This window comes from Pantoea sp. Lij88 (genome assembly GCF_030062155.1).
Taxonomy (GTDB): Bacteria; Pseudomonadota; Gammaproteobacteria; order Enterobacterales; family Enterobacteriaceae; genus Pantoea.
The window spans coordinates 3,611,117-3,634,573 of sequence record NZ_CP118269.1; the positions used below are offsets into that span (position 1 = coordinate 3,611,117).

The 23,457-nt window shown below is 58.0% G+C and carries 21 protein-coding genes; 11 read left to right on the forward strand and 10 right to left on the reverse strand.

Annotation, left to right across the window (positions count from 1 at the left end; translation table 11 throughout):
- Positions 1–15: 15 nt before the first annotated feature.
- The 4 genes from PU624_RS20785 to PU624_RS20800 are packed head-to-tail and all read left to right on the forward strand — an operon-like array spanning position 16 to position 4,764.
- The gene (locus PU624_RS20785) at positions 16–693 is read left to right on the forward strand and encodes a fimbrial biogenesis chaperone (protein WP_283546457.1); all 678 of its coding nucleotides are present in this window, start codon (positions 16–18) and stop codon (positions 691–693) included.
- Between the two features lie 20 nt (positions 694–713).
- A complete protein-coding gene (locus PU624_RS20790) occupies positions 714–3,245 on the forward strand; it encodes a fimbria/pilus outer membrane usher protein (protein WP_283546458.1) in 2,532 nt (843 codons plus the stop codon).
- Positions 3,236–3,754, forward strand: a complete 519-nt coding sequence (locus PU624_RS20795) for a fimbrial protein (RefSeq protein ID WP_283546459.1) — start codon at positions 3,236–3,238, stop codon at positions 3,752–3,754. The genes PU624_RS20790 and PU624_RS20795 overlap by 10 nt, the downstream gene beginning before the upstream one ends.
- Complete coding sequence (locus PU624_RS20800) at positions 3,751–4,764, forward strand: fimbrial protein (RefSeq protein ID WP_502921576.1); 1,014 nt, start codon at positions 3,751–3,753, stop codon at positions 4,762–4,764. Before PU624_RS20795 ends, PU624_RS20800 begins: the two co-directional genes overlap by 4 nt.
- Before the next feature lie 74 nt (positions 4,765–4,838).
- Here PU624_RS20800 and PU624_RS20805 read toward each other — a convergent pair whose 3' ends face one another.
- The 3 genes from PU624_RS20805 to PU624_RS20815 all read right to left on the reverse strand — a co-directional run bounded on the left by PU624_RS20805 (position 4,839) and on the right by PU624_RS20815 (position 8,112).
- Positions 4,839–6,008: a Gfo/Idh/MocA family protein gene (locus PU624_RS20805; RefSeq protein WP_283546460.1), complete on the reverse strand. Its 1,170-nt coding sequence runs from the start codon at positions 6,006–6,008 to the stop codon at positions 4,839–4,841.
- Between the two features lie 10 nt (positions 6,009–6,018).
- Positions 6,019–6,936, reverse strand: coding sequence for a TIM barrel protein (locus PU624_RS20810; RefSeq protein WP_283546461.1), 918 nt, complete (start codon positions 6,934–6,936; stop codon positions 6,019–6,021).
- Between the two features lie 150 nt (positions 6,937–7,086).
- A complete protein-coding gene (locus PU624_RS20815; RefSeq protein ID WP_283548048.1) occupies positions 7,087–8,112 on the reverse strand; it encodes a LacI family DNA-binding transcriptional regulator in 1,026 nt (341 codons plus the stop codon).
- Positions 8,113–8,444: 332 nt separating this feature from the next.
- Between PU624_RS20815 and PU624_RS20820 the strand changes: the two genes are divergently transcribed.
- From PU624_RS20820 to PU624_RS20835, 4 genes are all read left to right on the forward strand, one after another.
- Positions 8,445–9,488 (forward strand): Gfo/Idh/MocA family protein, encoded by a 1,044-nt coding sequence (locus tag PU624_RS20820; protein ID WP_283546462.1) that lies wholly within the window; start codon positions 8,445–8,447, stop codon positions 9,486–9,488.
- Positions 9,489–9,506: 18 nt separating this feature from the next.
- Positions 9,507–10,385 (forward strand): sugar phosphate isomerase/epimerase family protein, encoded by an 879-nt coding sequence (locus PU624_RS20825; RefSeq protein ID WP_283546463.1) that lies wholly within the window; start codon positions 9,507–9,509, stop codon positions 10,383–10,385.
- Between the two features lie 218 nt (positions 10,386–10,603).
- Entirely contained in the window at positions 10,604–11,467 is an 864-nt protein-coding gene (yghU, locus tag PU624_RS20830) for a glutathione-dependent disulfide-bond oxidoreductase (protein WP_283546464.1), read from the forward strand.
- Between the two features lie 10 nt (positions 11,468–11,477).
- Positions 11,478–11,771: a DUF1330 domain-containing protein gene (locus PU624_RS20835; protein ID WP_283546465.1), complete on the forward strand. Its 294-nt coding sequence runs from the start codon at positions 11,478–11,480 to the stop codon at positions 11,769–11,771.
- Between the two features lie 342 nt (positions 11,772–12,113).
- On the opposite strand, the gene PU624_RS20840 is transcribed toward PU624_RS20835, so the two are convergent.
- Together PU624_RS20840 and PU624_RS20845 are read right to left on the reverse strand one after the other, a co-directional pair.
- Positions 12,114–13,208, reverse strand: a complete 1,095-nt coding sequence (locus PU624_RS20840) for a YncE family protein (RefSeq protein WP_283546466.1) — start codon at positions 13,206–13,208, stop codon at positions 12,114–12,116.
- A 197-nt stretch (positions 13,209–13,405) separates the two neighbouring features.
- On the reverse strand, positions 13,406–14,347 hold the full coding sequence (locus PU624_RS20845) for a LysR family transcriptional regulator (RefSeq protein WP_283546467.1): 942 nt from the start codon (positions 14,345–14,347) through the stop codon (positions 13,406–13,408).
- A gap of 64 nt (positions 14,348–14,411) precedes the next feature.
- Here PU624_RS20845 and PU624_RS20850 point away from each other — a divergent pair, with 64 nt between their 5' ends.
- Positions 14,412–15,482: a tartrate dehydrogenase gene (locus PU624_RS20850; RefSeq protein WP_283546468.1), complete on the forward strand. Its 1,071-nt coding sequence runs from the start codon at positions 14,412–14,414 to the stop codon at positions 15,480–15,482.
- Between the two features lies 1 nt (position 15,483).
- Here PU624_RS20850 and PU624_RS20855 read toward each other — a convergent pair whose 3' ends face one another.
- The 4 genes from PU624_RS20855 to PU624_RS20870 form a co-directional block, all read right to left on the reverse strand.
- The gene (locus tag PU624_RS20855; RefSeq protein ID WP_283548049.1) at positions 15,484–16,815 is read right to left on the reverse strand and encodes a glycoside hydrolase family 28 protein; all 1,332 of its coding nucleotides are present in this window, start codon (positions 16,813–16,815) and stop codon (positions 15,484–15,486) included.
- Positions 16,816–16,918: 103 nt separating this feature from the next.
- On the reverse strand, positions 16,919–17,734 hold the full coding sequence (locus tag PU624_RS20860) for a carbohydrate ABC transporter permease (protein ID WP_003855657.1): 816 nt from the start codon (positions 17,732–17,734) through the stop codon (positions 16,919–16,921).
- Entirely contained in the window at positions 17,734–18,606 is an 873-nt protein-coding gene (locus PU624_RS20865; protein ID WP_003855659.1) for a carbohydrate ABC transporter permease, read from the reverse strand. The genes PU624_RS20860 and PU624_RS20865 overlap by 1 nt, the downstream gene beginning before the upstream one ends.
- Before the next feature lie 57 nt (positions 18,607–18,663).
- Positions 18,664–19,995: an extracellular solute-binding protein gene (locus PU624_RS20870; RefSeq protein WP_283546469.1), complete on the reverse strand. Its 1,332-nt coding sequence runs from the start codon at positions 19,993–19,995 to the stop codon at positions 18,664–18,666.
- 550 nt (positions 19,996–20,545) lie between these two features.
- Between PU624_RS20870 and PU624_RS20875 the strand changes: the two genes are divergently transcribed.
- The gene (locus PU624_RS20875) at positions 20,546–21,145 is read left to right on the forward strand and encodes a GNAT family N-acetyltransferase (RefSeq protein WP_283546470.1); all 600 of its coding nucleotides are present in this window, start codon (positions 20,546–20,548) and stop codon (positions 21,143–21,145) included.
- Between the two features lie 12 nt (positions 21,146–21,157).
- The gene (locus tag PU624_RS20880) at positions 21,158–22,249 is read left to right on the forward strand and encodes an ABC transporter ATP-binding protein (protein WP_283546471.1); all 1,092 of its coding nucleotides are present in this window, start codon (positions 21,158–21,160) and stop codon (positions 22,247–22,249) included.
- A gap of 57 nt (positions 22,250–22,306) precedes the next feature.
- Here PU624_RS20880 and PU624_RS20885 read toward each other — a convergent pair whose 3' ends face one another.
- A complete protein-coding gene (locus PU624_RS20885; protein WP_283546472.1) occupies positions 22,307–23,425 on the reverse strand; it encodes an ROK family transcriptional regulator in 1,119 nt (372 codons plus the stop codon).
- Between the last annotated feature and the right edge of the window lie 32 nt (positions 23,426–23,457).

The following is a 23,457-nucleotide window of genomic DNA, read 5'->3' on the forward strand; positions in this document are numbered from 1 at the left end:
GTACGGGAGAAAATAATGCGTTCTTTATCCTGGGTCTGTCTGGCTGCCACATTATGCTCGTCAGCGGTATATGCGGGTGGCGTGGGATTAGGTGCGACCCGTATGGTCTACGCCGCGAATTCAAAACAGTCCACCCTTCAGGTCAGAAATACCCATACCTCGGCCTCATTTTTAATTCAGTCGTGGATGGAAAATGCACGTGGCGAGCGATCGCAGGATTTCGTTATTACCCCACCGCTTTATGTTTTGAAACCGGCAACCGAAAGCGTAGTGAAAATCATTTTTAATGGGAAATCCCTGCCGCAGGATCGGGAAACACTCTACTGGATGACGGTAAAGGCGATTCCACAACAGACAAATAATACGGGTAACTCTCTGCAATTCGCCTCTGCTAATCGCATTAAAGTCTTTTACCGCCCCACGTCACTGCCGGATAACGCGAATGACGCGTTTAAAAAAATCAGCGGTGAATACACATCAGGTCAGGTTGTGCTGCGTAACCCTACGCCTTATTTCATTACCACGCTCAATATGCACATTGACGGTAAAGCCGTGAAGCCGGTGATGCTACCGCCAAAATCAACCACTACGCTGGCCGAAAAATTCAGCCACGCCACCTCGGTGACCTTCCAGACCATCAATGATTACGGTGCATGGACCCCCGTAATGCGTACCCCGCTGACCCGTAAATAGATTCGTTGAGGAATGATCGCGTGAAAATAACACTCGTTTATGCGGTGGTGGCTTTCTATGCCATCGGGTATGCCGCAGCCGCGGAGCGCGATTTGCAATTTAACCCCGCGTTTCTCAATGGCGAGAGCGCCTCGGTGGCTGACCTATCCTGGGTCAATGCAGGCAGCGATTTACCGCCTGGCGAATACAATATTAATGTCTACATCAACAGGCATTATGCCTTCACCGGTAACGTTGTCTTTGCTGTAGATAAATCCAGCGGCCAGGACGTCACGGCCGCCTGTCTCACGGCCGCTCAGCTTGATGCTCTGGGCGTTGATATGGCCCAGGCAAAGGGTGTCAGCCTGTCGCTGGCAAAGCAGTGTTATTTTCTCAACACGCTCTTTCCTGGCAGCAGCACACAACACTATGAGCTGCAAACCCTCACGCTCAGCATCACGCTACCGCAGAGCATGATGCGCACGCTGCCACGCGGCTACGTCAGTCCCGAAAGCTGGGAGCATGGCATTCACGCCGGGTGGCTGAACTATGTCATCAACGGCTCAAATAATACCTATCGCGGGGCGACCCAAACCCAGGAACAGCAGCTGTTTGCCAGCCTGAACAGTGGCATCAATATGGGGGCCTGGCGCCTGCGAGACTATACCACCTGGACCAAAGACACGAATAAGCTGAACCATGTGCAGACCTGGCTGCAGCGCGATGTTTCGGCGCTGGGCGCACAGTTTTATGCTGGCGAAACCTACACCTCCTCGCAGGTGTTTGACGCCGTCGGTGTCCGGGGGCTCGCGCTGAAAACTGACGACAACATGCTGCCTGCAAGCCTGAATGGCTACGCACCCGACGTTCGGGGGATTGCGCGCAGTAATGCTGTCGTCACCGTTCGACAAAATGGCAATGTCATTTATCAGACCAGTGTGCCGCCGGGGCCCTTTGTGCTCAGCGATCTCTACCCGACCTCTTCAGGTGGCGATCTCTCGGTCACCCTGAAGGAGAACGACGGCGAGGAAACGCAATTCACCGTGCCTTTTGCCAGCGTGCCTAATCTGGTTCGCCGTGGCCAGGCTAAATATGCCCTGAGCGCAGGGAAATTCCAGCTGGTTAATCATCAGGATGCGCCCGCCTTTGCCCAGGGTGAACTCTTTTATGGCTGGCGATATGGATTGACCTTTTATGGCGGCGCCCAGCTTTCCGGGCACTATCGCGGGCTTGCGGCAGGCCTGGGTCAGAATCTGGGCAGCCTGGGAGCCTATTCGCTGGATGTTACCCATGCGCAGAGCCAGCTCGCCGATGATAAGCGCTACACGGGTGACGCCCTGCGCCTGCGCTACAGCAAACGGATAAACACCTCCGGCACGCGCGTGAACGTCTATTCGCAGCGTTACATCACTCACGGCTTCTATACCCTCAGCGATACTGCCTATAAAAGAATGAGCGGCGGTACGCCGGAACAGATCACGGAAGCCGATGGCACCGTTACCACCCGCTATGAAAATATCTACAACCTCCGTCTGTCGCGCAAGTCCAGAAACCAGCTGCAGCTCTCGCAGCCGATGGATCAGTATGGCTCACTGTCGCTGTCATGGGATCAGCAAACCTACTGGCATACCCGGAAAACCACACAGGGGATCCAGTTTGCCTGGAATACGACGTTCCGCTCTGCCTCACTGGGCGTGAGCTTTCAGCGCAGCACCAGTCTGTACGACAACAGCAAAGATAACATTCTGGCTTTATCGCTCTCGATACCGATTGGCGCGTCTGAAAATGCCACCCGCGCGCGCTTTTCCACGACGCAGGGGAAATCGGCAGGCGCAACCTGGAACGGTGGCGTCAGCGGCTATGTCCCCGGAACAGAAGAGCTTTATTACAGCGTGAATCAGCGTTACAGCGCGCAGCAGCAGTATGGCGGGGATACGGCACTGCAATACAAAGACCAGCGCGGCAAGTACAACCTGGGATACAGCTATGGGCATGATGCCCGCAATCTCAGCTACGGCATCAGCGGAGGGGTGGTATTACATGAAGATGGCGTGACGCTAAGCCAGCCGCTGGGTAACACCAATATTCTGGTTAAAGCACCGGGCGCCAGCGACGTTGCCGTGCTTAACCATAAAAGTATTAAAACCGACAGCCGCGGTTATGCCGTCGTCCCCTACGCCACCCCCTATCGCGTGAATCGCGTCGGTCTCGACGCCACCACGGCAGGCAGCCACGTTGAGACCGATAACGCCCTCATCAGTAAAACCCCCACCGAGGGTGCGCTGGTGCGCGCCACTATCGCCACGCAGCAGGGGGCAAAAGCGATGTTTATCCTGCGGCAGAACGGCAAAGCGCTGCCATTTGGCACCATCGTGACATTAGCAGCGAACGAAAGCAGCAGCATCGTCGGTGATGGTGGCAGCGTCTATATCTCCGGGCTGCCGGTAAAAGGCACGCTGAACGCGGTCTGGGGCAAAGAGAACAGTGCACGTTGTTCTGTTCGCTACCGGCTTAACAGTCAGGATTTCAACGCCCGCACGGGCCTCTATACCCTGGAGGGAGTATGTCAGTAACTGTCCGCCTGGCAGGCCTGGTCCTGCTGTTGGTCTGCACCTTGCCGGTCCGTGGCTACGATGTGCTGGTTTCGGTAACGGGTAATCTGATCGCCAATACGTGCGTCGTCGCCGCTGACTCACTGGAAAAAAATGTCCCGCTTGGGGATATCGGCACCCGACAGCTCAGTAAAGCGGGCGCGGTAAGCCATATCAAAACTCCGTTCACGCTCACGCTGGAAGAGTGCGGCCCCACCTTTTCAGGCGTGAAGATCCGCTTCAGCGGCACGCCGGATGAGGTGGATCCACGGCTGATTAAAGTGGCAGAGGGTGGCGCAACCGGTGTGGCGGTGCAAATCCTCGACAGGGAGGGAGCCCTGGTTCCGCTTGATACCCCGACACCCGCTTTTGGCGAAACGGGTAACCACAGCGTGAAGATGCATTTTTATGCCCGCTTAGCCGCGACCGGGCATGACGTTAACGCTGGCAATGTTTCAGCGACGGCCACCTGGACTACGGAGTACCTATGATGCGTATTTTTCTGTTGCTTGCCTGCTTCCTCACCTCAGCCAGCGCGCTGGCGCTGGAGCGCATGTCCGACATCACGCTCTCTCCCCTGCCCATGCAATATAGCGGGCCGGCCGACTCCGTCACGCCAGGAGAGATCATTGGTTCAGCCTGGAGTGCAACGGCCGACGTGGAAGAGGTGTTCTGGTGCGGAAATATATTTACCTGCTCCAGAGGTACGCTGGAACCCTCTCCCTCGGCCCTATCCAGTGGCATGACCGTTACCGTTGACGGTGCAAACTACACGATTTTCGAAACCGGCATCCCCGGAGTGGGCTACATTATTGGCCTCAAAGACTTTAAAGGGTCGGAATACATTCCGCTGCAAACGGGTATCTCACAGAGCTATCCGGCCACCGGAACCGGTTATGCCGACAGGCTGGGCTGGTCAGCAAAAGTGACCTTTATTAAGACGCGGGCGGCGCTGAAATCGGGCGTGTACACCACACCGACTATTCATGCGGCGATCCTGACGGCCTACAACAATGAAGTCAAAACGGCGGAGGTCATTATTAATCCCACCACCATTAACGTTATTGCCAGCGGCTGTTCGGTCGACACCAAAAGTGCCAGCGTTAATCTGGGCACCGTGGATATTCGCACGCTTCCCGTCGTTGGCAGCACCTCGCCTTCAGAGATGTTCAACGTCACGCTGACGTGCGATCAGAACATCGCGGTGAATGCCGTCATGACCGACCAGACCACCCCGGCGAATCAGTCCTCGGTGGTGACACTGACCGGCGACTCAACCGCCTCTGGCGTGGGGGTACAGTTTTTCTACAACGGTACCGGCCCGCTCAGCATGGGCCCGGACAGCACGAATGATGGCACGCTCAACCAGTTCTTTATCCAGAAAACCGCATCGGCAGGTCAGATTCTCTCTCTGCCCTTCCAGGTGCACTATATCCGCACTGGGGAGCTGATCCCCGGCACGGCGAATGCCCTGGCGAGTATGACCTTTTCCTATCAGTGATCGCGATGCCTTACGGGCCAGGACCGGGCTGGCGCCCTTCATCCGCGCCAGACGGTCTTGCGCATTAATCCGCGTCAGCACGCCACCCACACCGCCCCGGCATCCGCCGATTTCACGCACTGCGCCACCCAGCGCACCCCCATTAATCCGGCATGCACATCGGGATACCAGAAGTCCTGCAGGAAGGCGCTATCCCGGCGATCGGTAGCATCCATCGCCAGCGCGAACCGGCGATAGAGATTCGACCAGGCTTCAAACAGACCTTCAGTATGGCCTCCGCCGATACGGTCCTCTTCCAGCGCGCGCGGGCTGAGATAGCCCATGCCGCGCTCCAGAATCCGCACCGGCTCGCCCTGCACTTCGTAACGCAGCTGGTTAGGCTGCTCATCCCACCACTCCAGGCTGGCTTTCGATCCCACCACCCGAATCTTCTGCCCGTGCATCGATCCGGCATTTACCGCCGATGCCCAGAGCGTACCGACCGCGCCGTTGTCGTACTCCATCATCACGAAGGCGTTATCTTCCAGTGGCGCACGCGAGGCGACAAAGCTCTGGCGCGAACAGAGCAGACGCGTCACCTTCAGCTGCGGCAGCATCGTTTCGGCGATAAACAGCGGATGCGTCGCCAGATCGCCTAACACGTAGCTTGGGCCGACAAAGCGCGGATCCACCCGCCAGCGGGTACTTTCACTCTGCAGCTCCACCGCCTCGTTATGGAAGCCGTGGGCAAACTGCATGTTCACGATGCGGATCTCACCCAGCGCTCCTTCGGCAATCATCTCTCTGGCCTGATGAACCAGCTGATGTCCGGCGTAGCCGTAGGTGACGCCGACAATCTTCTGCTTCTCCCGGCTCAATTGCTCCAGCTCATCCGCCTCTTCAACGGTGAAACAGAGCGGCTTCTCACACACCACATGCAGCCCGGCATTCAGCGCCGCGCGGCAAATCGCAAAATGGGTATTGTTAGGTGTGGCGATCGACACCGCCTCAATGCCATCTTCACGCGCGGCTTCTCCGGCAAACAGGCTGGCGTAATCGGAATAACAGCGTTCAGGTGCCACACCCAGCGCCTGACCAAACTCACGCCCGCGCGCCGCATCAATATCAAACGCGCCTGCCAGCAGCGTAAAGTTACCGTCACGCTGTGCCGCCGAGCGATGGATATACCCAATCTGGCTGGTGCCGCCGCCGCCGATCATGCCCCAGCGCAGTGAGCGGTTAGCCGCTTTTTTACCGTTGATCATATTGTTGTCCTCAGAATCCTGTTGATCGGAGATAGTCCAGGCTGGCTTTTACATCCCGCAGACTGGTGTCGGCATGGCGCGGATCACGCTCCTGTTCGATGGTGATCCAGCCCTGATAATGACGCTCAGTCAGCAGCGTGCGCACCGCCGGATAGTCGATTGCGCCCTGCCCGAGCGGACACATCACGCCCTGCGCGCAGGCGGTGAAAAAGTCGAGCCCGCGAGAGAGTGCGTCACGCCAGACCGGCTGGTTGACGTCTTTAAAGTGGAGGTAATCGATGCGCGACCAGTACTGCTCCAGCGAAGCCACCGGATCCATACCGGCGTAATAGAGATGGCCGGTATCCAGGCATAAACCGGCGACCTCATGCGGAATGTCAGAGACCAGCTGCGCCAGCTCATCGGCGAACTCAATGCAGCCGCCCGCATGCGGATGGATCACCGGCCGCACGCCATACTCCTGCCAGGCGATCTCACTCAGAAGGGTGATGTGCTGCATCATGCGCTGCCAGTCGTCGGCGGAAAGCCGTGGCGCTTTTTCTGACTGCCCGGCATATTTCGCCCGCTCAGGATTGCCGAAATCGATGATCACCAGATAAGGCGCACTGGCTCCGGGCGTCCTGGCAGCGGCGGGCACGCTGGCCAGGGTGCGACACAGGTTGTGCGTCAGCGTCACCAGCGCAGGGAAATGCGCCTCACTGACTAAATCATCAAAAATTGTCCCTGCCACCAGCGAAAGCTGATGGGTATTAAGCTGCTGTGTCAGTTCGGCGGCATCCACAGGCAGATAGCCCCAGGGGCCGAGCTCGATGCTGGGATAGCCAGCCTGGGCGGCCTCGGTCAGGACTTTCTGAAACGGCGGCAGCCAGAAATTCGCGGGATCATCCACGCCCCAGCTACAGGGCGCATTAGCAATATGAAAGGTCATGATATCTGCCTGTGCAGTGAGAACTGCTGGCAGTATCAAATAAAAATTTCATCTCAGACAACAATGAAAGTTTCATTTTTTGATAGAGATCGCGTTTAAAAACGGCGATAAATGATAGATTTTTATCAAATTAGCACTAACCTGCTCTTTTTACAGGTTTTCACGCGTCACGATTTCAAACGACACAGTCACCTGCGCAAAATGGTCGCGCTGCTCTGTTCGGCTGTTGAGACAGGCAGTGATGACCGCCTCAGCCATAGCATCAAGTCGATGGCGCAGCATCAGCGTGATGGTGCCGTCAATCAGCGCCAGATCATCACCCGGCAGCGGACCGTGGCACAACAAATCGATCTGCCTGCGTCCGCTCTCACGCAGCGCCTTTATGACGCCTTCTATGCCGCCGCAGGGCGCATAAATCATCACCAGATCATCATGCGCTTCCAGAAGCTGCCGGGTCGCCTGATACCCCCCTTCGCCCGACTCATAAGTCTTTAACGGTTCCAGTACCCGCTGACTGATACCCGACTCGCGCAGATAGGAGCGGAAGCTGATCTCGCTACTCTCCTGGCAGGTAAAACGGTGGTCGCCCAGCAGTACCCCGACGCATCCCGGCTCACGTAGCAGATGCTGTGCCATCCAGGCCGCAGTGCGCCCCGCTTTCTGATTATCAATGCCGATAAACCCGGCATGCTCGCAGGGCGAGAAATCGGAGAACAGCGCGTAGACCCGCACGCCCAGTCGTGACACATCCTGAATGGCATGACGGATCAGCGGGTGATCCAGCGCCACCAGCGCAATCACATCGCTGCGCTGAGCCAGCTGACGCAGCGAGTGCGCCACTGCCTCAACTTCATGAATGTCATGCCAGCAGAATTCCGGTTCGCGGCCCTCTGGTTGATGCGCTTTAAGCTGCTGTTTCAGCGCCTCGCCCAGCTGCTGATAAAACGAATAGCGGGCAGGCAGCAGGATAAAGCTCACGCGAAGCGCTGCCGCTGCCAGGGTCGGGATGGCCTGGCTGTGTGCCTGCGTCAGGCGATAACCCAGCTCGCGCGCCGCCGCCAGCACCTTCTGCTCGGTCACACTGCGCACCGGCGCACGGCGGTTCAGTACCCGGTCCACCGTCGCCACACCCACGCCCGCCGCCTGCGCGATCGCGGTCATCGTCACTTTTGACATCATCTTTCTCCCTGCTTCTGTGGCGTCAGCCGCTGGCTACACCTTTATGTTCTGTTGACTTTGATATCAGCACTCTATCGCCGCAGGACCCTTTCCTCTCATTTATTTGATAGAAAATGAGCGTTAATTTTGATCGCCCTCGCAAAATGAAACATTCATTTCTTTCTGCATTCTCTTTAAAACGTCCATTTGCTAAAACGGGTAAAAATCCCGCGCCGGACCGGTTGATGGGATCACATCATTAAAAGGTTAGAGCGGCGACGGCGGGCTTTCTATAGTGGAGTCCTGAGCAGCACCTGCCTGCACGTACAACACGTACAAAAGGAAAAGATATGTTCCCTTCAACGCTTCCGGCTCCCCGCCTGACCGATGCCAGCCAGGTTCCGCGACTGCGCTGGGGCATTATCGGGCCGGGCTGGATCGCCGACCATTTTGCCCATGCGCTGCGCCAGCACACCCGGCAGCAGATCACCGCGGTTGCCGCCCGTGACCCGGCAAAAGCGCAGGCCTTTGCTGACAAATGGTCAATCGGCTATGCCACAGACAGTCTTGATGCGCTGCTGGCGCGGGATGACGTTGATGCGGTCTATATCGCAACGCCTCACAACCACCATTTTCCCGATGGTCTGCGCGCGATTGCCGCCGGAAAGTCTCTGCTGATTGAAAAGCCGCTGGCGCTGAATGCGCAGCAGGCAGTTCAGCTTAAACAGGCCGCTGCTGCCGCAAACCTGCTCTGTATGGAGGCGATGTGGTGCAACTTTGCACCGAAGTATGACGTCATCCGTCAGCTGCTGGCGGATGGCGTACTCGGTAACGTCCATACCCTGATTGCCGATCACGGTGAGTTCTTCACCCCGGATCATCGCATCTTCAATGCCGATCTGGCGGGCGGTCCGATGCTGGACCTCGGCAGTTATCTGGTGGCGCTGAGTGTGTTGGTTGGCGGCGGTGCGCCTGACACGATCGTCGCCCGTGGCCAGCCCGTCCCGGATGGCCGCGTTAACGGTCAGACGTCGATGCTGTTTACTCATCAGCACGGCATGCAGTCGGTACTGAATACCACCCTGTTCAGCAACACACCCGGCTGCGCAGTGATCGCCGGGCGCGACGCCACGCTGGAGCTGGCGGGCCAGTTCTATGCGCCGGGTAACTTCACCCTGACCTCCAGCGACCGGCGTCATCGCCTGCAATGGCAGGAGCCCACTAACCGCTATGAACAGCTCTGTCATGAAATTAACCACTTCGCCTGGTGTGTCGGCCAGAACCTGATCGATTCACCCGTCCACTCGCTTGACCAGGCGATTATCACCCTGGCCGCGATGGACACCGTCAGGCAGCAGACTGGCGTGACCTTCAATGAAGAACAGCAACCTTAATGTGCCCGGAGCAGAAAGATGAAAATCGCTTTTGATGTGGATGTGATTAAAGATTTAGGCATCACCCGAATGGTTCATCAGGTGGCCGACTGGGGCTACAAATATATCGAACAGTCGCCGCATCCGCAGATCAACCCGTTTTATAAACATCCTAAAGCCAGCCGTGAAATCATTAACGAGTATAAGAATGCGTTAAGCGCTACCGGGCTGGAGATCTCCTCATTTATCGTGGTCTATCGCTGGTCCGGCCCGGATGAGCTGCGTCGTCAGGCGGCGGTGAAGAAGTGGAAGCGGATGATTGAGATTGCGGTTGAGATGGGTGTGCAGGTCATTAACACCGAGCTCTCCGGCACGCCTAACGAACCGGAAATCTGTGAAGAGATGTTCTATCGCTCGATGGAAGAGCTACTGCCGATCATCGAACGTGAAGGTATCCGCGTCGAAATCCAGGCGCATCCGTGGGATTTCTGCGAAGAGAACAACGAAACCGTGGATATCGTGAAGTCGTTCCGCAGCGATAACGTAAAGTATATCTACAGCGCCCCACACACCTTCTTCTATGACAAAGGCAAAGGCGATGTGAAGCCGATGCTGGAATATGCCGGTGACGATCTGTCGCACATGCTGATCGCCGATACCATGAACCATACAAAGCACTGCCGCTATATCGTTAACCCGCCAGGCGTCGATGCCACCATTCACCAGCATGTCGGCGTGGGCGAAGGCGAAGTAGACTTCGACACCCTGTTCAAAACGCTGCGCGACACCGGTTTTGCTACCCGTACCCATAAAGTCGGTGGTGATCCGATTATTGCGGCGTCCCTGTTTGGCTATCCGGAAAAAATGAAGGTACAGGCGATTGAAACCCGCGAGCTGATTGAGCGCGAACTGCTGTAACCCTGCCTGCCGTGCAGTCGTTGCTGACTGCACGGTCATGTCTGCTCCGGACAACGAACACCCTGCCTGACACACTTTTATTCACTTTTCTCCGACACCGCAGCCCGCCTGACATCAGCGCATTGCAGCATGCCTTCGCGCAGCCAGCAGAGTTAAACCGCCTTCGCAGCACCTGCTACACTCCAGACCAATACCACACCATAAGGCGAACTTTCATTATGTCGGAAAATGCATATCAGCCCGCAAAAGTCTGGACCTGGGACCCTGAAGCCAAAGGTAACGGCGCTAAAACTAATCGTCCGTTCGCTGGTCCCACCCACGAAAAAGCGTTGCCGGTTGGCAAACACCCTTTACAGCTCTATTCGCTCGGCACGCCTAACGGCCAGAAAGTCACTATCCTGCTGGAAGAGCTGCTGGCGCTTAACGTCAACGATGCCGAATATGATGCCTGGCTGATCCGTATCGGCGAAGGCGATCAGTTCTCCAGCGGGTTTGTCGATGTGAACCCGAACTCAAAAATACCGGCGCTGAGTGACCACTCTGCAACACCGCCGATTCGGGTCTTTGAATCGGGCAATATCCTGCTCTATCTGGCGGAAAAATATGGCTACTTCCTGCCGAAAGATATCGCTGGCCGCACTGAAACCCTGAACTGGCTGTTCTGGCTGCAGGGCTCTGCGCCTTACCTCGGCGGCGGTTTCGGTCATTTCTATCACTATGCGCCAGAGAAAATTGAGTACGCCATTAACCGCTTTACGCTGGAAGCGAAGCGTCAGCTCGACGTGCTGGATCGCCGGCTGGCCGACAACCGTTATCTGGCCGGTGATGACTACACCATCGCTGACATCGCCACCTGGCCGTGGTACGGCAACATGGTGCTGAATGACCAGTATGGCGGTGCCGAATTCCTTGATGTGCAGTCCTATAAAAATGTGGTGCGCTGGGCGAAAGAGATTGCACAGCGTCCTGCCGTTATTCGTGGCCGCAAGGTCAACCGTGTCATGGGCGACCCGGCCGATCAGCTGCATGAGCGTCATGATGCTGCTGACTTCGATACCGAAACCCAGGATAAAAAAGCGTAAGGAGAGACCTGTGAGTGCATACGTTGTATTTATTCGTGATAACACCCTGAACCAGGACGAAATGGCGATCTACTCTGAGAAAGCGGGCCAGGCGCGCGGCGATCATCAGATCAATCCTCTCGCCTTTTATGGCGAACTGGAAACGCTGGAAGGTCAGGAAGCGGAAGGTGTGGTGATTCTGGAGTTCGCGAGCCGCGAAGCCGCACACGCCTGGTATGACAGCCCGGAATATCAGGCAGCCAAAGCGCACCGTCTGAAAGGCGCGAACTATCGCGTGGTGCTGGTAGAAGGCGTGGCGAAGTAAGCATTGAGGCGGCAGCGATGCCGCCTCAATGCTGAGCAACCCGCATCAGAGTCAAACTGGCAGCAATAGATAAACTCAACGCGCAGGGAACAGGGTCAGAGGAGGAAAGCGTCCCGCGCCATGGACAAAAACGCCGGGAGCGTTTTTGAACAACGCAACGCGTTGGCCCGGCAACGGGCGCACCTCAGGGATGAGGTGCGTAATTACGCGGTCCGGGCAGTCATGGATGACAGCTTTTGCGTCTTTCCGATCGGACCCTGCTCCCTGTGCCGGCTCAGTCTCACCGCTACACGATTCAGACTTTGCCTGTAAGTTCAAAGGCGGCAGCGATGCCGCCTTTTTTTATTGCAGCGTGATACGCGCCACGCCATCCGGCATCTGACTTTTGTGGTCGCCACTGAAGCCCTGCTTCAGGGTAACGTACAGTGTCTGCCCGTCCGGTGAGACCAGCAGGCTCTCTGGATGCCCCTCAAACGACCAGCTGTTTTTCACTTCATACGTGGTGCCATCCAGCTGCAGTACCTTCTTCGACTCGCGCTGGCTGATATAAATCTCATTACGCTTGCCGTTAAATTTAATCCCCGTCGAATCAGCCGGATCCAGACGCTGAATCAGCTTGCCGCTGCGCTCATCAAACACCAGGGTATTTTTCGTGCTGGCGTTATCCGTGACAAACAGGCGACCCGTCGCCGGATCTTCCGCCATGTTCAGGAACTGAGCGTCCTGCCCGTCACCTGCCGTCAGGCGCTGCTCGATTTTGTGATTGCGCGGATTAATCACCAGGATTTCACCACTGCCGTTCGCCGCATAAATCCGGTCACTGACCGGCGAGAAGATGATGCCTGTAACCCCCTTCCCGGCATTTTTAATCCGGGCTTTCAGCGTCAGGGTTTTCGCATCAACCACCCAGATCACACCCGGATCGCCCGCGCCGCCGACATAGAGCAGCCCGTCATGCAGAAAGATCTCACGCGTGCCCACCGGCAAACCTGTCTCGTTTTTATCGTCGAACATCAGGCGCTTCAGCACCCTGCCGTTCTCCGGATCGATCTTAGAGATGCCGCCATCCTGCGCATTGGTAGTGTAAAGCGCGCTGCCGTCCGGGTCGCTAATCAGACCGACGTTTTTCAGGTCGAAATGCCCCGTCCCGGTGCTCTGCAGCGTGGTGCCATCAAGACGGTAGATCATGCCGCCACTGATATCCTTACCCTCCGGCGCACTGGCAACATAGAGCGCATTTCTGGCGGGCAGGTAGGCCATCTCATACAACCCGTCACCCAGCTCGCGCTGAATCAGGTTATCGGGGCTGGAGGGCTGCATCACCATCGGCGCATTGCCCTCCACTTTTGTGGCAGGTGTCTGGCACGCCGTCAGGCTGAAGGTGGTGACCATCGCCAGTGCGAGTGCCGCTTTACGCGGGCTTAACAACGCTTTCATACTTAACTCCCCTATCGACCTGATCTCCCGGCTGGCCGCAACGCAGAGGGCAGGCAGGGGAGAAAATGAATGAGAATCATACGCATCAGAAAAAAAGCTGTAAACGCAGCGGCAGCCCGAAGCGACCGAATCAGCTTAATGCGGTATGTTAATTGTCCGCAGACGCTTTTTCACGCCCGCCCATCAAGATAAAATAACTATTTTTCAACCGATTGCAGATTATTCTGCAGAAACGCCACAAACGCGGTGATGCGCGCCGGAAGCTGGCGCTGCGCCTGCCAGACCGCAAAAATATCTCCATCGGGTGCCTGCCAGTCGGGTAGCACCTGCAGCAGTTCGCCTGTCGCCAGGCTGTGCTGCGCGTCCCACCAGGAGCGCAACAGAATGCCATGCCCATCCATTGCCAGCCGCATCGCCACTTCACCATCGTTGGTGATCAGGCTGCCGCGCACTTTCTGGCTGATGCTCTGTTCGCCGCTGGTCAGCCGCCACAGCGTAAAATCGCTGTCGTGCTGACGCAGCAAAATGCAGTTGTGCTGCGCCAGATCGCGCACCGTAGCGGGCAGGCCGTGACGGGCAGCATAGGCGGGTGAACAGCAGAGGATGCGCGGATTGGTGCGCAGTTTACGCGCCACCAGCCGCGAGTCAGGCGGTTCGCCGACGCGGATATCAATATCCATGTGCGCATCAAGAAAGTTAAGCGGCTGGCTGCTGAGCTGCAGCGAGAGTGAGAGCTGCGGATGCAGCGCGGCAAAGGCCGAGACGCAGGGCGCGATATGGCGACGGCCAAAGCCAAATGAGGCGTTGATGTTCAGCGTGCCGCGCAACTGAGCCGTTTCACCGCTGACCGCCTCTTCCAGCGCCTCCAGCTGATCCAGCAACGGACGCGCGCCCGCCAGATAACGGCGGCCTTCCGGCGTCAGTTCCAGCCGTCGCGTGGTGCGACGCAGCAGTTGCACACCAAGGCGCTGCTCCAGCAGGCTCAGACGTTTGCTTACCGCCGCCAGCGACAGGCCCAGTTCGCGTGCGGCTGCGGTCAGACTGTCCAGCGCAGCCAGGCGAACAAAGAAGGCTAAGTCATCGGTGGAGGTGCGGGATTCTCTACTTTGATTCAACAATGGATTGCCTTTCAGGCTCATTATTTCCCCGGAATCGACAGTTATACTGCGTACACAATTCGAACATCAACCGGAAAGGTGCCCTGTGACTGACAAAATCCATCGTATTGCCGTGATCCCTGGCGACGGCATCGGCAAAGAAGTGATGCCGGAAGGCGTCCGCGTGATGAATGCGGCGGCAGAGAAATTTAACATTCCGCTGCGCTGGGAGTGGTTCGATTACGCCAGCGCCGACTACTGGCAGCAGCATGGTCAGATGCTGCCTGACGACTGGTTCCCGCAGCTGAAAGCCTTTGATGCGATCTACTTTGGTGCGGTCGGCTGGCCCGATGTGGTGCCCGACCACGTTTCGCTGTGGGGCTCGCTGCTGCAGTTCCGGCGGGAATTCGACCAGTACGTCAATCTGCGTCCGGTGCGACTGATGCCAGGCGTCAAAGCGCCGCTGGCGAATCGTCAGCCTGGCGATATCGACTTCTATGTGGTGCGCGAAAACACCGAGGGTGAATACTCCAGCGTCGGCGGCACCATGTTCCCCGGCACCGAGCGTGAAGTGGTGATTCAGGAGACGGTGATGACGCGTACCGGCGTTGATCGCATCCTGAAGTTTGCTTATCAGCTGGCGCAGAGCCGGCCGAAGAAACACCTGACCTCTGCCACCAAATCCAACGGCATCGCTATCACCATGCCTTACTGGGACAGCCGCGTCGAAGCAATGTCCGGCCAGTTCCCCGACGTTCGCGTCGATAAGTATCATATCGATATTCTCACCGCCAACTTCGTGCTGCACCCGGACTGGTTTGATGTAGTGGTCGCCAGCAACCTGTTTGGCGATATCCTCTCCGATCTCGGCCCGGCCTGTACCGGCACCATCGGCATTGCGCCTTCCGCCAATATCAATCCGGAAGGTCTGTTCCCCAGCCTGTTCGAGCCGGTTCACGGTTCTGCGCCGGATATCGCTGGCAAAGGCGTCGCCAACCCGATCGGGCAGATCTGGTGCGGCGCGATGATGCTGGAGCACCTCGGATACAAAGCGGCGGGTGATGCGGTGTTAGAGGCGATTGAACGCACGCTGGCGGCGGGACAGCATCTGACGCGCGATCTTGGCGGCAGCGCCAGCACCGAACAGCTCGGTGCGGCCATCGCCGCCGCGCTGTAAATCAATCCGGCAACTGCACAACGCACTCCGGGTGCCAGCCTGGCGGTAATGGCTCAGGCCTGGTGATCACCAGATTGTGCAGTTGCAGGTTCTCTACCCCACGTGCAAACAGGCCCGGCAGCCCGCCGGGATAGCGCTCTACGCCAAAGGCTTCGCCGGTTTTCGGGTCAAGTTTGTAGGCGTTATCCAGCCCCATGCCGGTCGGGGAGGCCGGGTTACAGGGCGGCCGCACGTCGTAGTGTCCCTGTGTCATTTGCGAAACGGTCTGCCGCATCTGAAGCTGGCTGATCACCACATCGCGTATCCAGCCCGGCTCTGCCGCATGCAGGTTAATCGCCCCTTCCGCCACGCCCGTCAGATTACTGAACTGCACCTGCTCCACGATGCCAGGTGTAATGGCGGGATCGCGTCGGCGCACCGAAATATGCAGCGGATCGGCTTTGCCCCAGTGACAGGGCGGCGCGTGGTGACAGGCAAAGGTCAGGTTACTGAACAGCAGACGCCGCATCGCACCGCCGTCACGCGACAGAATGCCAATGCCCCGGTTGGAATCAAAAATGGTGCAGCCGGTCACCGTGACATCTTCCACATCATCCCAGGTTTCGGTGCCGATTTTAAAGGCGCAGCTGTAGCTGCGCAGCAGGCAGTTAGTGATCATAATCTGCCGCGCCGGACGCCGCAGCGCGGCCGGTTTGTGGGTGGTTTTAATGCAGATAGCATCATCAGCAGCGCTGAGGTAGCTGTTGCTGACAAACACCGCTTCGCAGCCGTCGATATCCAGCGCATCGGTATTCGGCATAGTCATAGCGTTGTCGATGGCGAGATGGTCGATATGCACATGGCGACAGCTCACCAGGTGCACCGTCCACATCGGCGCCTGCACGATGGTAAAGGCGGTCAGCGTCACCTGCTCGCAATCTTCAAATACAATAATGCGCGGCCGGTCAGGGCGCGGCAGGCGATAACCCTGCTCATCGCGCTCTGCGGCAAACCAGGCTTCCCCCTCGCCATCGATCCGGCCAGTGCCGCTGATGGTGATATTGCGCTGGCCCAGCGCATAGAGCAGCACATTGTGGGATTTCTCTGCACAGCTGAGTGCCTGTACCGCCTGGTAGTCCGCCAGCCGCGGACTGGCGATCAGCACCGCTCCCGCTTCAAGGTGGAGTTCAAAATCAGAGGGCAGATTCAGGCAGCCGCTGCGATAACGCCCGGCAGGCAGAGTCAGACGCCCCCCACCCGCCGCCGCAATCTGATCCATGGCGCGTTGCAGTACGGCCGTGTCCGGGGTTTCGCCATCGGCGACAGGGTGAAAATCAGCAAGGGAAAGGTGCATCATGCGTCTCCCGCAGGATTGAGGAGGAGGAATTGCAGCACGACACGGCGCGGCAAACCTTTGTCTGGCCGCCAGTGCGCCGTTTCGTGCGGGATATCACAAATTACTTCACGGCCCCTTCGGTGACGCCGCTGATAAACTTGCGCTGGAAAATCAGGAACACCACGATCAGCGGCATAATCACAATCATCGCGCCCGCCATCAGTACCGGAATGTCGATGGTGTTTTTATTCTGGAAAAACATCATGCCAATCGGCAGCGTGCGCAGCTCATCCTTGTTGACCAGAATCAGCGGGATCAGGAACTCGTTCCAGGTCCAGATAAACAGCAGCAGCCCCAGCGTCGACAGGGTCGGCCAGATAGCGGGCACCAGAATGCCCCACAGAATTTTGACCCGCGACGCCCCATCCATCACCGCCGCTTCTACCAGCTCTTTCGGCACCTGCTGAAACGCGCTGGCGATCATCAGTGTGGTAAAGGGCAGCGACAGGGCGATTTGCGGCAGGATCAGCGCCAGGTAGGTGTTGGTCAGCCCCATCCAGCGCAGCTCGTGATAGAGCGGAATGATAAAAGCTTCACTCGGCAGCACCATTCCCAGCGCCAGCATCGCCCCGATCACTTTCTTTCCGGGGATCTTCAGCCAGGCGAAACCAAATCCGGCCAGAATGCCGAGCAGCACGCTGAACAGCACCACCGGAATCACCACCAGCACCGAGTTGAGGAAGTAGACGTTGAAGTGTCCCTGCTGCCAGGCGGTCACGTAGTTTTTAAAATTCAGCGAGGCGGGCAGCGTGAAAATGCCCTGAAACAGCTCCATCTGGGTCTTAAACGAGGTCATCAGCGCCATCAGAAACGGCAGAATCGTCATCAGCGCCACGATCCAGATCAGCGCGCGTGAAATCACCGGCGTGCTTCGCATCAGTAACGCTCCTTTAAGGCCAGATGGATCAGGTAGTTAATCCCTAAAACAATGATCATGCTGAACACCGCGACTGACGAGGCATAGCCAAAGTAGTGCAGGTCAAAGCCCTGCTTATACATAAAGATATTGGTGACCATGGTAGAGGTGCCCGGCCCGCCCTGCGTCATCACATAGACCAGGTCAAAGGCTTTCAGGCTGGCGATCACCGTCAGCAGCAGAGCAATCCGCAGCTCGGGCCGCAGGCCGGGCAGCGTGATGCGCATAAACTTCTGGCGACGCGATGAGCCATCCAGATCGGCGGCTTCCAGCAGTGAGGGATCCATGCGCTGCAGGCCCGCCATAAACAGCACCAGACAGAAGCCGAAGAAGTACCAGGTGGCGACCAGACCAACCGCGGGCAGCGCCCAGGTGAAATCACCCAGCCAGGAGAGCGCCAGCTGAGGTAAGCCGATCGCGCGTAATATCTGGTCGATGGGGCCAAACGCCGGGTTATAGAGCCAGCGCCACACCACGCCCAGCACCGCCATTGGCATGATGTAGGGCAGGAAGAAGAGAATGCGCAGCACGCTGCGTTCGTTGTTGTTGCGCGTGTCATACAGAAAACTGCAGAGCAGCAGGCCGACGCCAATCGGCAACAGGGTATAGAACAGCATCAGGATGGCGTTATTGCCCAGCGCAATCCAGAACACCGGATCGCTGAACATCCGCATGTAGTTGCTGATGCCACTAAACACCGGCAGCGAGGTGCCGTCCCATTCGGTAAAACTGATGCCCAGCGAGGCCAGCAGCGGGAACAGCAGAAACACTGCATAGACCAGCACCGCAGGCAGAACATAGAGAAAATTACGCCAGCTGCTTAAATTCAACATAACCCTACTCGTGGTTCAGAACGATGCTCAGGCCCGGCTGTTCGCCGGGCCTCCGGCTTAATGCTTCAGGGTTTTCAGGTAACGCTGATAGTTGTTATCAAAATTCACCACCATCTGATCGGGGGTCTGACGGCCCGCCAGCAGCAGCTGGACGTTCTGATTCAGCTCGGCATTCATGGTCGGTGTCGCCCAGTCCACGTAGTGGCCTAAACCGTCATAGTCGTTCAGCGCTAACCAGACCTGATACGCTTCCGCCAGCAGTGGATTGTCCGCTGGCATTTTGGCCGCCTTGTTGGTGCTGGCAGGCAGGAAGCCTACCTTCAGCCAGCGGTTCGCCATGGCATCAGAGACCATATAGTTGATGAACTTCGCCGCGCCCTCCTGCTGATCTTTGCCTTTCGCGGTACTGGTAACCGAGAACGCCAGATCGGTCCCGCCCACCATCAGCGGCTGCTTCACGCCATCTCCGGCTGGCATTGCAGCGAAGTGAATATCTTTGTTGTCTTTAAACTGGCCAAGATACCAGGTGCCGCTGACGAGGAACGCGGCCTGGCCATTCTGGAACAGCGTCGCCGCATCGTCGTGACCAATGCCCTGGAAGCCAGGGAAGAAGTACCCTTTGTCGGTCCAGCTCTTCATCATGGTGGCGGCATTGACCAGCTTGCTGTCTTTGAAGGTGCCGCCCACATCGTAAATCAGATTATCCAGCGTCTTGCGGTCGTGGCTCTCAATCTGCGCCTCCCACAGGGTGCTGAGCAGCTGCTGGCCCATGTTGCCATCCAGCAGGCCGAGCATCATCGGCGCGGTGCCCTGCTGTTTCAGCTTCGCCATGGCGCTCTCCAGCTCAGCCAGGGTTTTGGGCACGGCGATGCCCGCTTTATCCAGCAGCGCTTTGTTGTAATAGAGCCCGACCATTTCACCCAGGCTGGCGACGCCGTAAAGCTTGCCGCTGCCGAACTCGCCGCTGTCTGACCAGCGGTTACGTTTCAGAATCGAGTCCGGGAAGCGCGTGGTCCAGCCGTAGCTGGCGGCGTAACTGTCGAGCGGCAGCAGCAGCTTATCTTTGACCAGCGATCCCATATCGCCGCCGCCCTGGTTGACCTGCGCGATCTGCGGGCCATCACCGGCGGTCAGCGCCAGCTTCAACGGAATACGGGTATCTTCAAAGGAGTGAACGGAACGGTTAATCACGATGCCGGGATTCTGCTGTGAGAACTCTTTAATCCCTTCATCCACCGCAGCAGTCTGCTCCGGGTAGTTGTAGATATCCCACTCATTCAGAGTGACGGCGGCGTGGACGGCATGGGAGACGCTGCCCGCCAGCAGGCCCGCAGCCAGCAGCCGACCCACATTGCGAATTCGGAACGAACGAACGGAGGAAACAGACATTATGCTCACCTTCTTCAGACCAGGATCGGCATCCTTTCATCTCACCGCCTGACATCCTTCAGGCTGCAGCCGCACACAAACGCACTCACTCATACTTACTTTAATAGAAAAATAAAGTCAAACAGCCTGCAGTGGGAATTGCAACGCTGTGAGCACGCGCAAATAAACAGCGATGTGACGCGAAATTCAGCACGCCACGCTGGCTTTTACGCCATTAACCGTGGCGGCGCGTCGCCAGCCGCTTTTTCTGCAGCAGGAGATGCCACTCTGATAATCGCAAAATAACGTCCTGATAAAACATATGAAAATCCTATCACGCTCACACTTTTCTCTTTTGATCGGCCGTGAATCTGCCGCCAGCCGCCCTGTTCCGGGCGTGTTGGGGATCACAGTTGTGCATCCCGATGCCGGTAAACGTTGCCGAACGGCCTGCGTTAGTGCGATAAGGTAATTATTCTATCTTGAAAACTAAGTCCACTTTCATTAACGTAACTTTCATCTGCGGATCTGTTCAATCCCTGACCGGATCCCTCACTCACGAGAACTCACCATGGCGAATCAAGGTGTCATTCGTCCGGCCACGCCGGCGGACTACCCGGCGCTCTACCGCATCTGCCTGGAAACAGCCGATGCGGGCGGCGATGCCCGCGCGCTCTACTCCGATCCTGACTATCCCGGCCAGCGTTTTGCCGTGCCCTATGCGCGTTTCGCGCCTGACTTTGCTTTTGTGCTGGAGCGGGACGGAGAGGTACAGGGTTATGTCGTTGCGGCGCCCGATACCCGCGCGTTTGAAGCCCAGCTTCAGGCCGAATGGTGGCCGCAGCTGCAGGAGAAGTATCGCGATCGCCGCGCCAGCGCCCCGCTCGACAGCAAAGTGCTGGACTCAATACGGCATCCTGACCAGGCGGCTGAGACGCTGGTGACCCAGTGGCCCGCTCACCTGCATATCAACCTGCTGCCGGCGGCACAGAAAGGCGGCTGGGGTCGCCGGATGATTGAGCATGAACTGGCGGCGCTGCGGGCGGCGGGTGTCAGCGGTGTCCATCTTGGCGTCAGCCTGCAGAACGAGCAGGTCTGTGCCTTCTATGCGCGCATGGGGTTTACCCCAATCGTGCGCAGCAATGCCATCTACATGGGCCAGTTACTCTGAGTGAGGTAGCCGATGACCAGCCTGCGCTTGCAGAATGTGAAGAAGTCGTATGAACACGTTAATGTCATTCATGGCATCGATCTGACCATCAACAGCGGCGAGTTTGTGGTGTTTGTCGGGCCATCCGGCTGCGGCAAATCGACGCTGCTGCGGATGATTGCCGGGCTGGAGGAGATCAGCAGCGGGCAGTTGCTGATTGAGGAGCAGGACATGACGCAGCAGCCCGCCACCGAGCGCGGCATTGCCATGGTGTTTCAGTCCTATGCGCTCTACCCCAACATGACGGTGCGCGGTAACCTGGCCTATCCGCTGGAGGTGATGAAAAAGTCCAAAGCGGAGATCAACGAGGCGATTGCCCAAACGGCCGCCCGCCTGCATCTGACCGAACTGCTCGATCGCCTGCCGCGCGCACTTTCTGGCGGACAACGGCAGCGCGTGGCAATTGGCCGGGCGATTATCCGTCATCCGCGTATTTTCCTGTTCGATGAGCCGCTCTCTAACCTTGATGCCGAACTGCGTCTGCAGATGCGGATTGAGATTGCCCGGCTGCACGCCTCGCTCGGCAACACCATGATCTATGTCACCCACGATCAGCTGGAGGCGATGACGCTGGCTGACCGCATTGTGGTGCTGCGTCAGGGCCGCATTGAGCAGGTCGGCGCGCCGCTGACGCTCTATCACGACCCGGATAACCTGTTTGTCGCCGGTTTTATCGGCTCGCCAAAAATGAACTTCCTGCGGGCGGAAATCAGCGCCACGGGCGAGGGTGAAGTGCAATTGCGGGTGCCGGAACTGAAGATTGAGGGGCTGGTGCTGAAAATCGCCGCCAACTGCCGCGAGGGGCAAACCGTGACGCTGGGCATTCGTCCTGAGCATTTCCAGCCCGCCGCGCAGACACCGGACGCACTGCGCTTTCACGGCGAGCTGGCCTACGGCGAGATGCTGGGCCACACCAACTATCTCTACCTGGATATCGGACGTGAACAGATGCTGGTCGTGGAAGAGCGCGAGGCGACTACGCGCGATCTGGGCACGCAGGTTGAACTGGGCTTTTCTGCCGCGCACTGCCTGCTGTTTGATGAGCAGGGAATGCGCCTGCGCTAAGGGAAGCGCAGAAACAAAAACGGGCGCCGCGGCGCCCGTTTTTATTCGAGGGTTAACTCAGGTGACCGGCTCTTCATCGGCCTGGGCCGCCAGCAGATCAAGCAGCCGGTTGACGGCAAAGCCCGCCGCGCCCAGCGCCCACATGCGATTCGACTCCGTCAGGAACTGCAACGGTGTCATGTGTGGCGTCAGTTTCAGCCGGTAGGCCTGGAAGCTCTGGGTGATGTTATCGAGCAGAATGCGTGACGCCATGTGCGGCTCCATCGCCAGATAAACCACATCCGGATCGTAGGCCACGGACAGGTTTGCCAGCGAAATCCCCAGCTCGCGCCCGGCTTCCTGCAGTACTGCCAGCACCTCGGGCGTGGGTCGCTGATCCAGCGCCTGCAACGTGAGGCTATCCACCGGTTCCTGCTCAGCCAGCTGCTGCAGAATGGCGCGCGATGAGGCGACATCCTCCAGCAGACGCAGCGAGCCATCGCCCACCAGCCCGTTGCCGATCTCGCCTGCCTTGCCGTGACGCCCCCGGTAGAGCTGACGATTCAGGATGATGCCCGCGCCGATCCCTTTACCGTAGGTGGCGATCACCGCCGACTGAGCGTTGCCGAGCTGACCAAACACCAGCGCCGCCATCGCCATCGCGTTGGCGTCGTTCTCGATAAACACCGGCAGCGAGAAGCGCTCTTCCAGCAGACGCGCAATCGGGACGTTATCCCAGTCGAGTACTTTGGAGCGGATGCAGTAGCCGTTTTCGGCATCGACCAGCCCTGACAGCGCCAGGCCAATCGCCCCGACCCGCTTCTCCTCTACGCCGCGCAGGAACTTCGCCAGCGCATCGCCCAGCTGGCGCGGTGTCAGCGTGCCTTTTGGCATCTGCTGTTCGCCCAGCAGGTTGCCGCTGAGATCGGTCATGACGATCAGGTTACGTTCCGCATTGAGCTGAATGCCAATCACGCTGGCGCGATCGGGATTGAGGCCCAGCAGGGTTTTCGGCCGCCCCATCGACACGCGACGCAGCCCCAGCTCCTGCACAATCTCCTGCGCCAGCAGGCGATTAGTGGCCTGCGACACGGTCGACATGCTCAGTCCGCTGCGGACTTTCAGGTCTGACTGGCTGATCGGCGCATTTTCAACAATCAACCGCAGAATGCGCGCGGTTACGTTGGGAGCGGTCATAAATTCCTCGGGTTAGCGGGCTGAGGAGGCTC

What these genes read in the sequence shown, in the direction of transcription:
- PU624_RS20785 (WP_283546457.1), top strand. Translation starts at nt 16, where the DNA reads ATGCGTTCTTTATCCTGGGTCTGTCTGGCTGCCACATTATGCTCGTCA.
- PU624_RS20875 (WP_283546470.1), top strand. Translation starts at nt 20,546, where the DNA reads ATGGCGAATCAAGGTGTCATTCGTCCGGCCACGCCGGCGGACTACCCG.
- PU624_RS20870 (WP_283546469.1), bottom strand. Translation starts at nt 19,995, where the DNA reads ATGTCTGTTTCCTCCGTTCGTTCGTTCCGAATTCGCAATGTGGGTCGG.
- PU624_RS20815 (WP_283548048.1), bottom strand. Translation starts at nt 8,112, where the DNA reads ATGTCAAAAGTGACGATGACCGCGATCGCGCAGGCGGCGGGCGTGGGT.
- PU624_RS20880 (WP_283546471.1), top strand. Translation starts at nt 21,158, where the DNA reads ATGACCAGCCTGCGCTTGCAGAATGTGAAGAAGTCGTATGAACACGTT.
- PU624_RS20885 (WP_283546472.1), bottom strand. Translation starts at nt 23,425, where the DNA reads ATGACCGCTCCCAACGTAACCGCGCGCATTCTGCGGTTGATTGTTGAA.
- PU624_RS20800 (WP_502921576.1), top strand. Translation starts at nt 3,751, where the DNA reads ATGATGCGTATTTTTCTGTTGCTTGCCTGCTTCCTCACCTCAGCCAGC.
- PU624_RS20855 (WP_283548049.1), bottom strand. Translation starts at nt 16,815, where the DNA reads ATGCACCTTTCCCTTGCTGATTTTCACCCTGTCGCCGATGGCGAAACC.
- PU624_RS20845 (WP_283546467.1), bottom strand. Translation starts at nt 14,347, where the DNA reads ATGAGCCTGAAAGGCAATCCATTGTTGAATCAAAGTAGAGAATCCCGC.
- PU624_RS20860 (WP_003855657.1), bottom strand. Translation starts at nt 17,734, where the DNA reads ATGCGAAGCACGCCGGTGATTTCACGCGCGCTGATCTGGATCGTGGCG.
- PU624_RS20795 (WP_283546459.1), top strand. Translation starts at nt 3,236, where the DNA reads ATGTCAGTAACTGTCCGCCTGGCAGGCCTGGTCCTGCTGTTGGTCTGC.
- PU624_RS20810 (WP_283546461.1), bottom strand. Translation starts at nt 6,936, where the DNA reads ATGACCTTTCATATTGCTAATGCGCCCTGTAGCTGGGGCGTGGATGAT.
- PU624_RS20820 (WP_283546462.1), top strand. Translation starts at nt 8,445, where the DNA reads ATGTTCCCTTCAACGCTTCCGGCTCCCCGCCTGACCGATGCCAGCCAG.
- PU624_RS20805 (WP_283546460.1), bottom strand. Translation starts at nt 6,008, where the DNA reads ATGATCAACGGTAAAAAAGCGGCTAACCGCTCACTGCGCTGGGGCATG.
- PU624_RS20865 (WP_003855659.1), bottom strand. Translation starts at nt 18,606, where the DNA reads ATGTTGAATTTAAGCAGCTGGCGTAATTTTCTCTATGTTCTGCCTGCG.
- yghU (WP_283546464.1), top strand. Translation starts at nt 10,604, where the DNA reads ATGTCGGAAAATGCATATCAGCCCGCAAAAGTCTGGACCTGGGACCCT.
- PU624_RS20840 (WP_283546466.1), bottom strand. Translation starts at nt 13,208, where the DNA reads ATGAAAGCGTTGTTAAGCCCGCGTAAAGCGGCACTCGCACTGGCGATG.
- PU624_RS20825 (WP_283546463.1), top strand. Translation starts at nt 9,507, where the DNA reads ATGAAAATCGCTTTTGATGTGGATGTGATTAAAGATTTAGGCATCACC.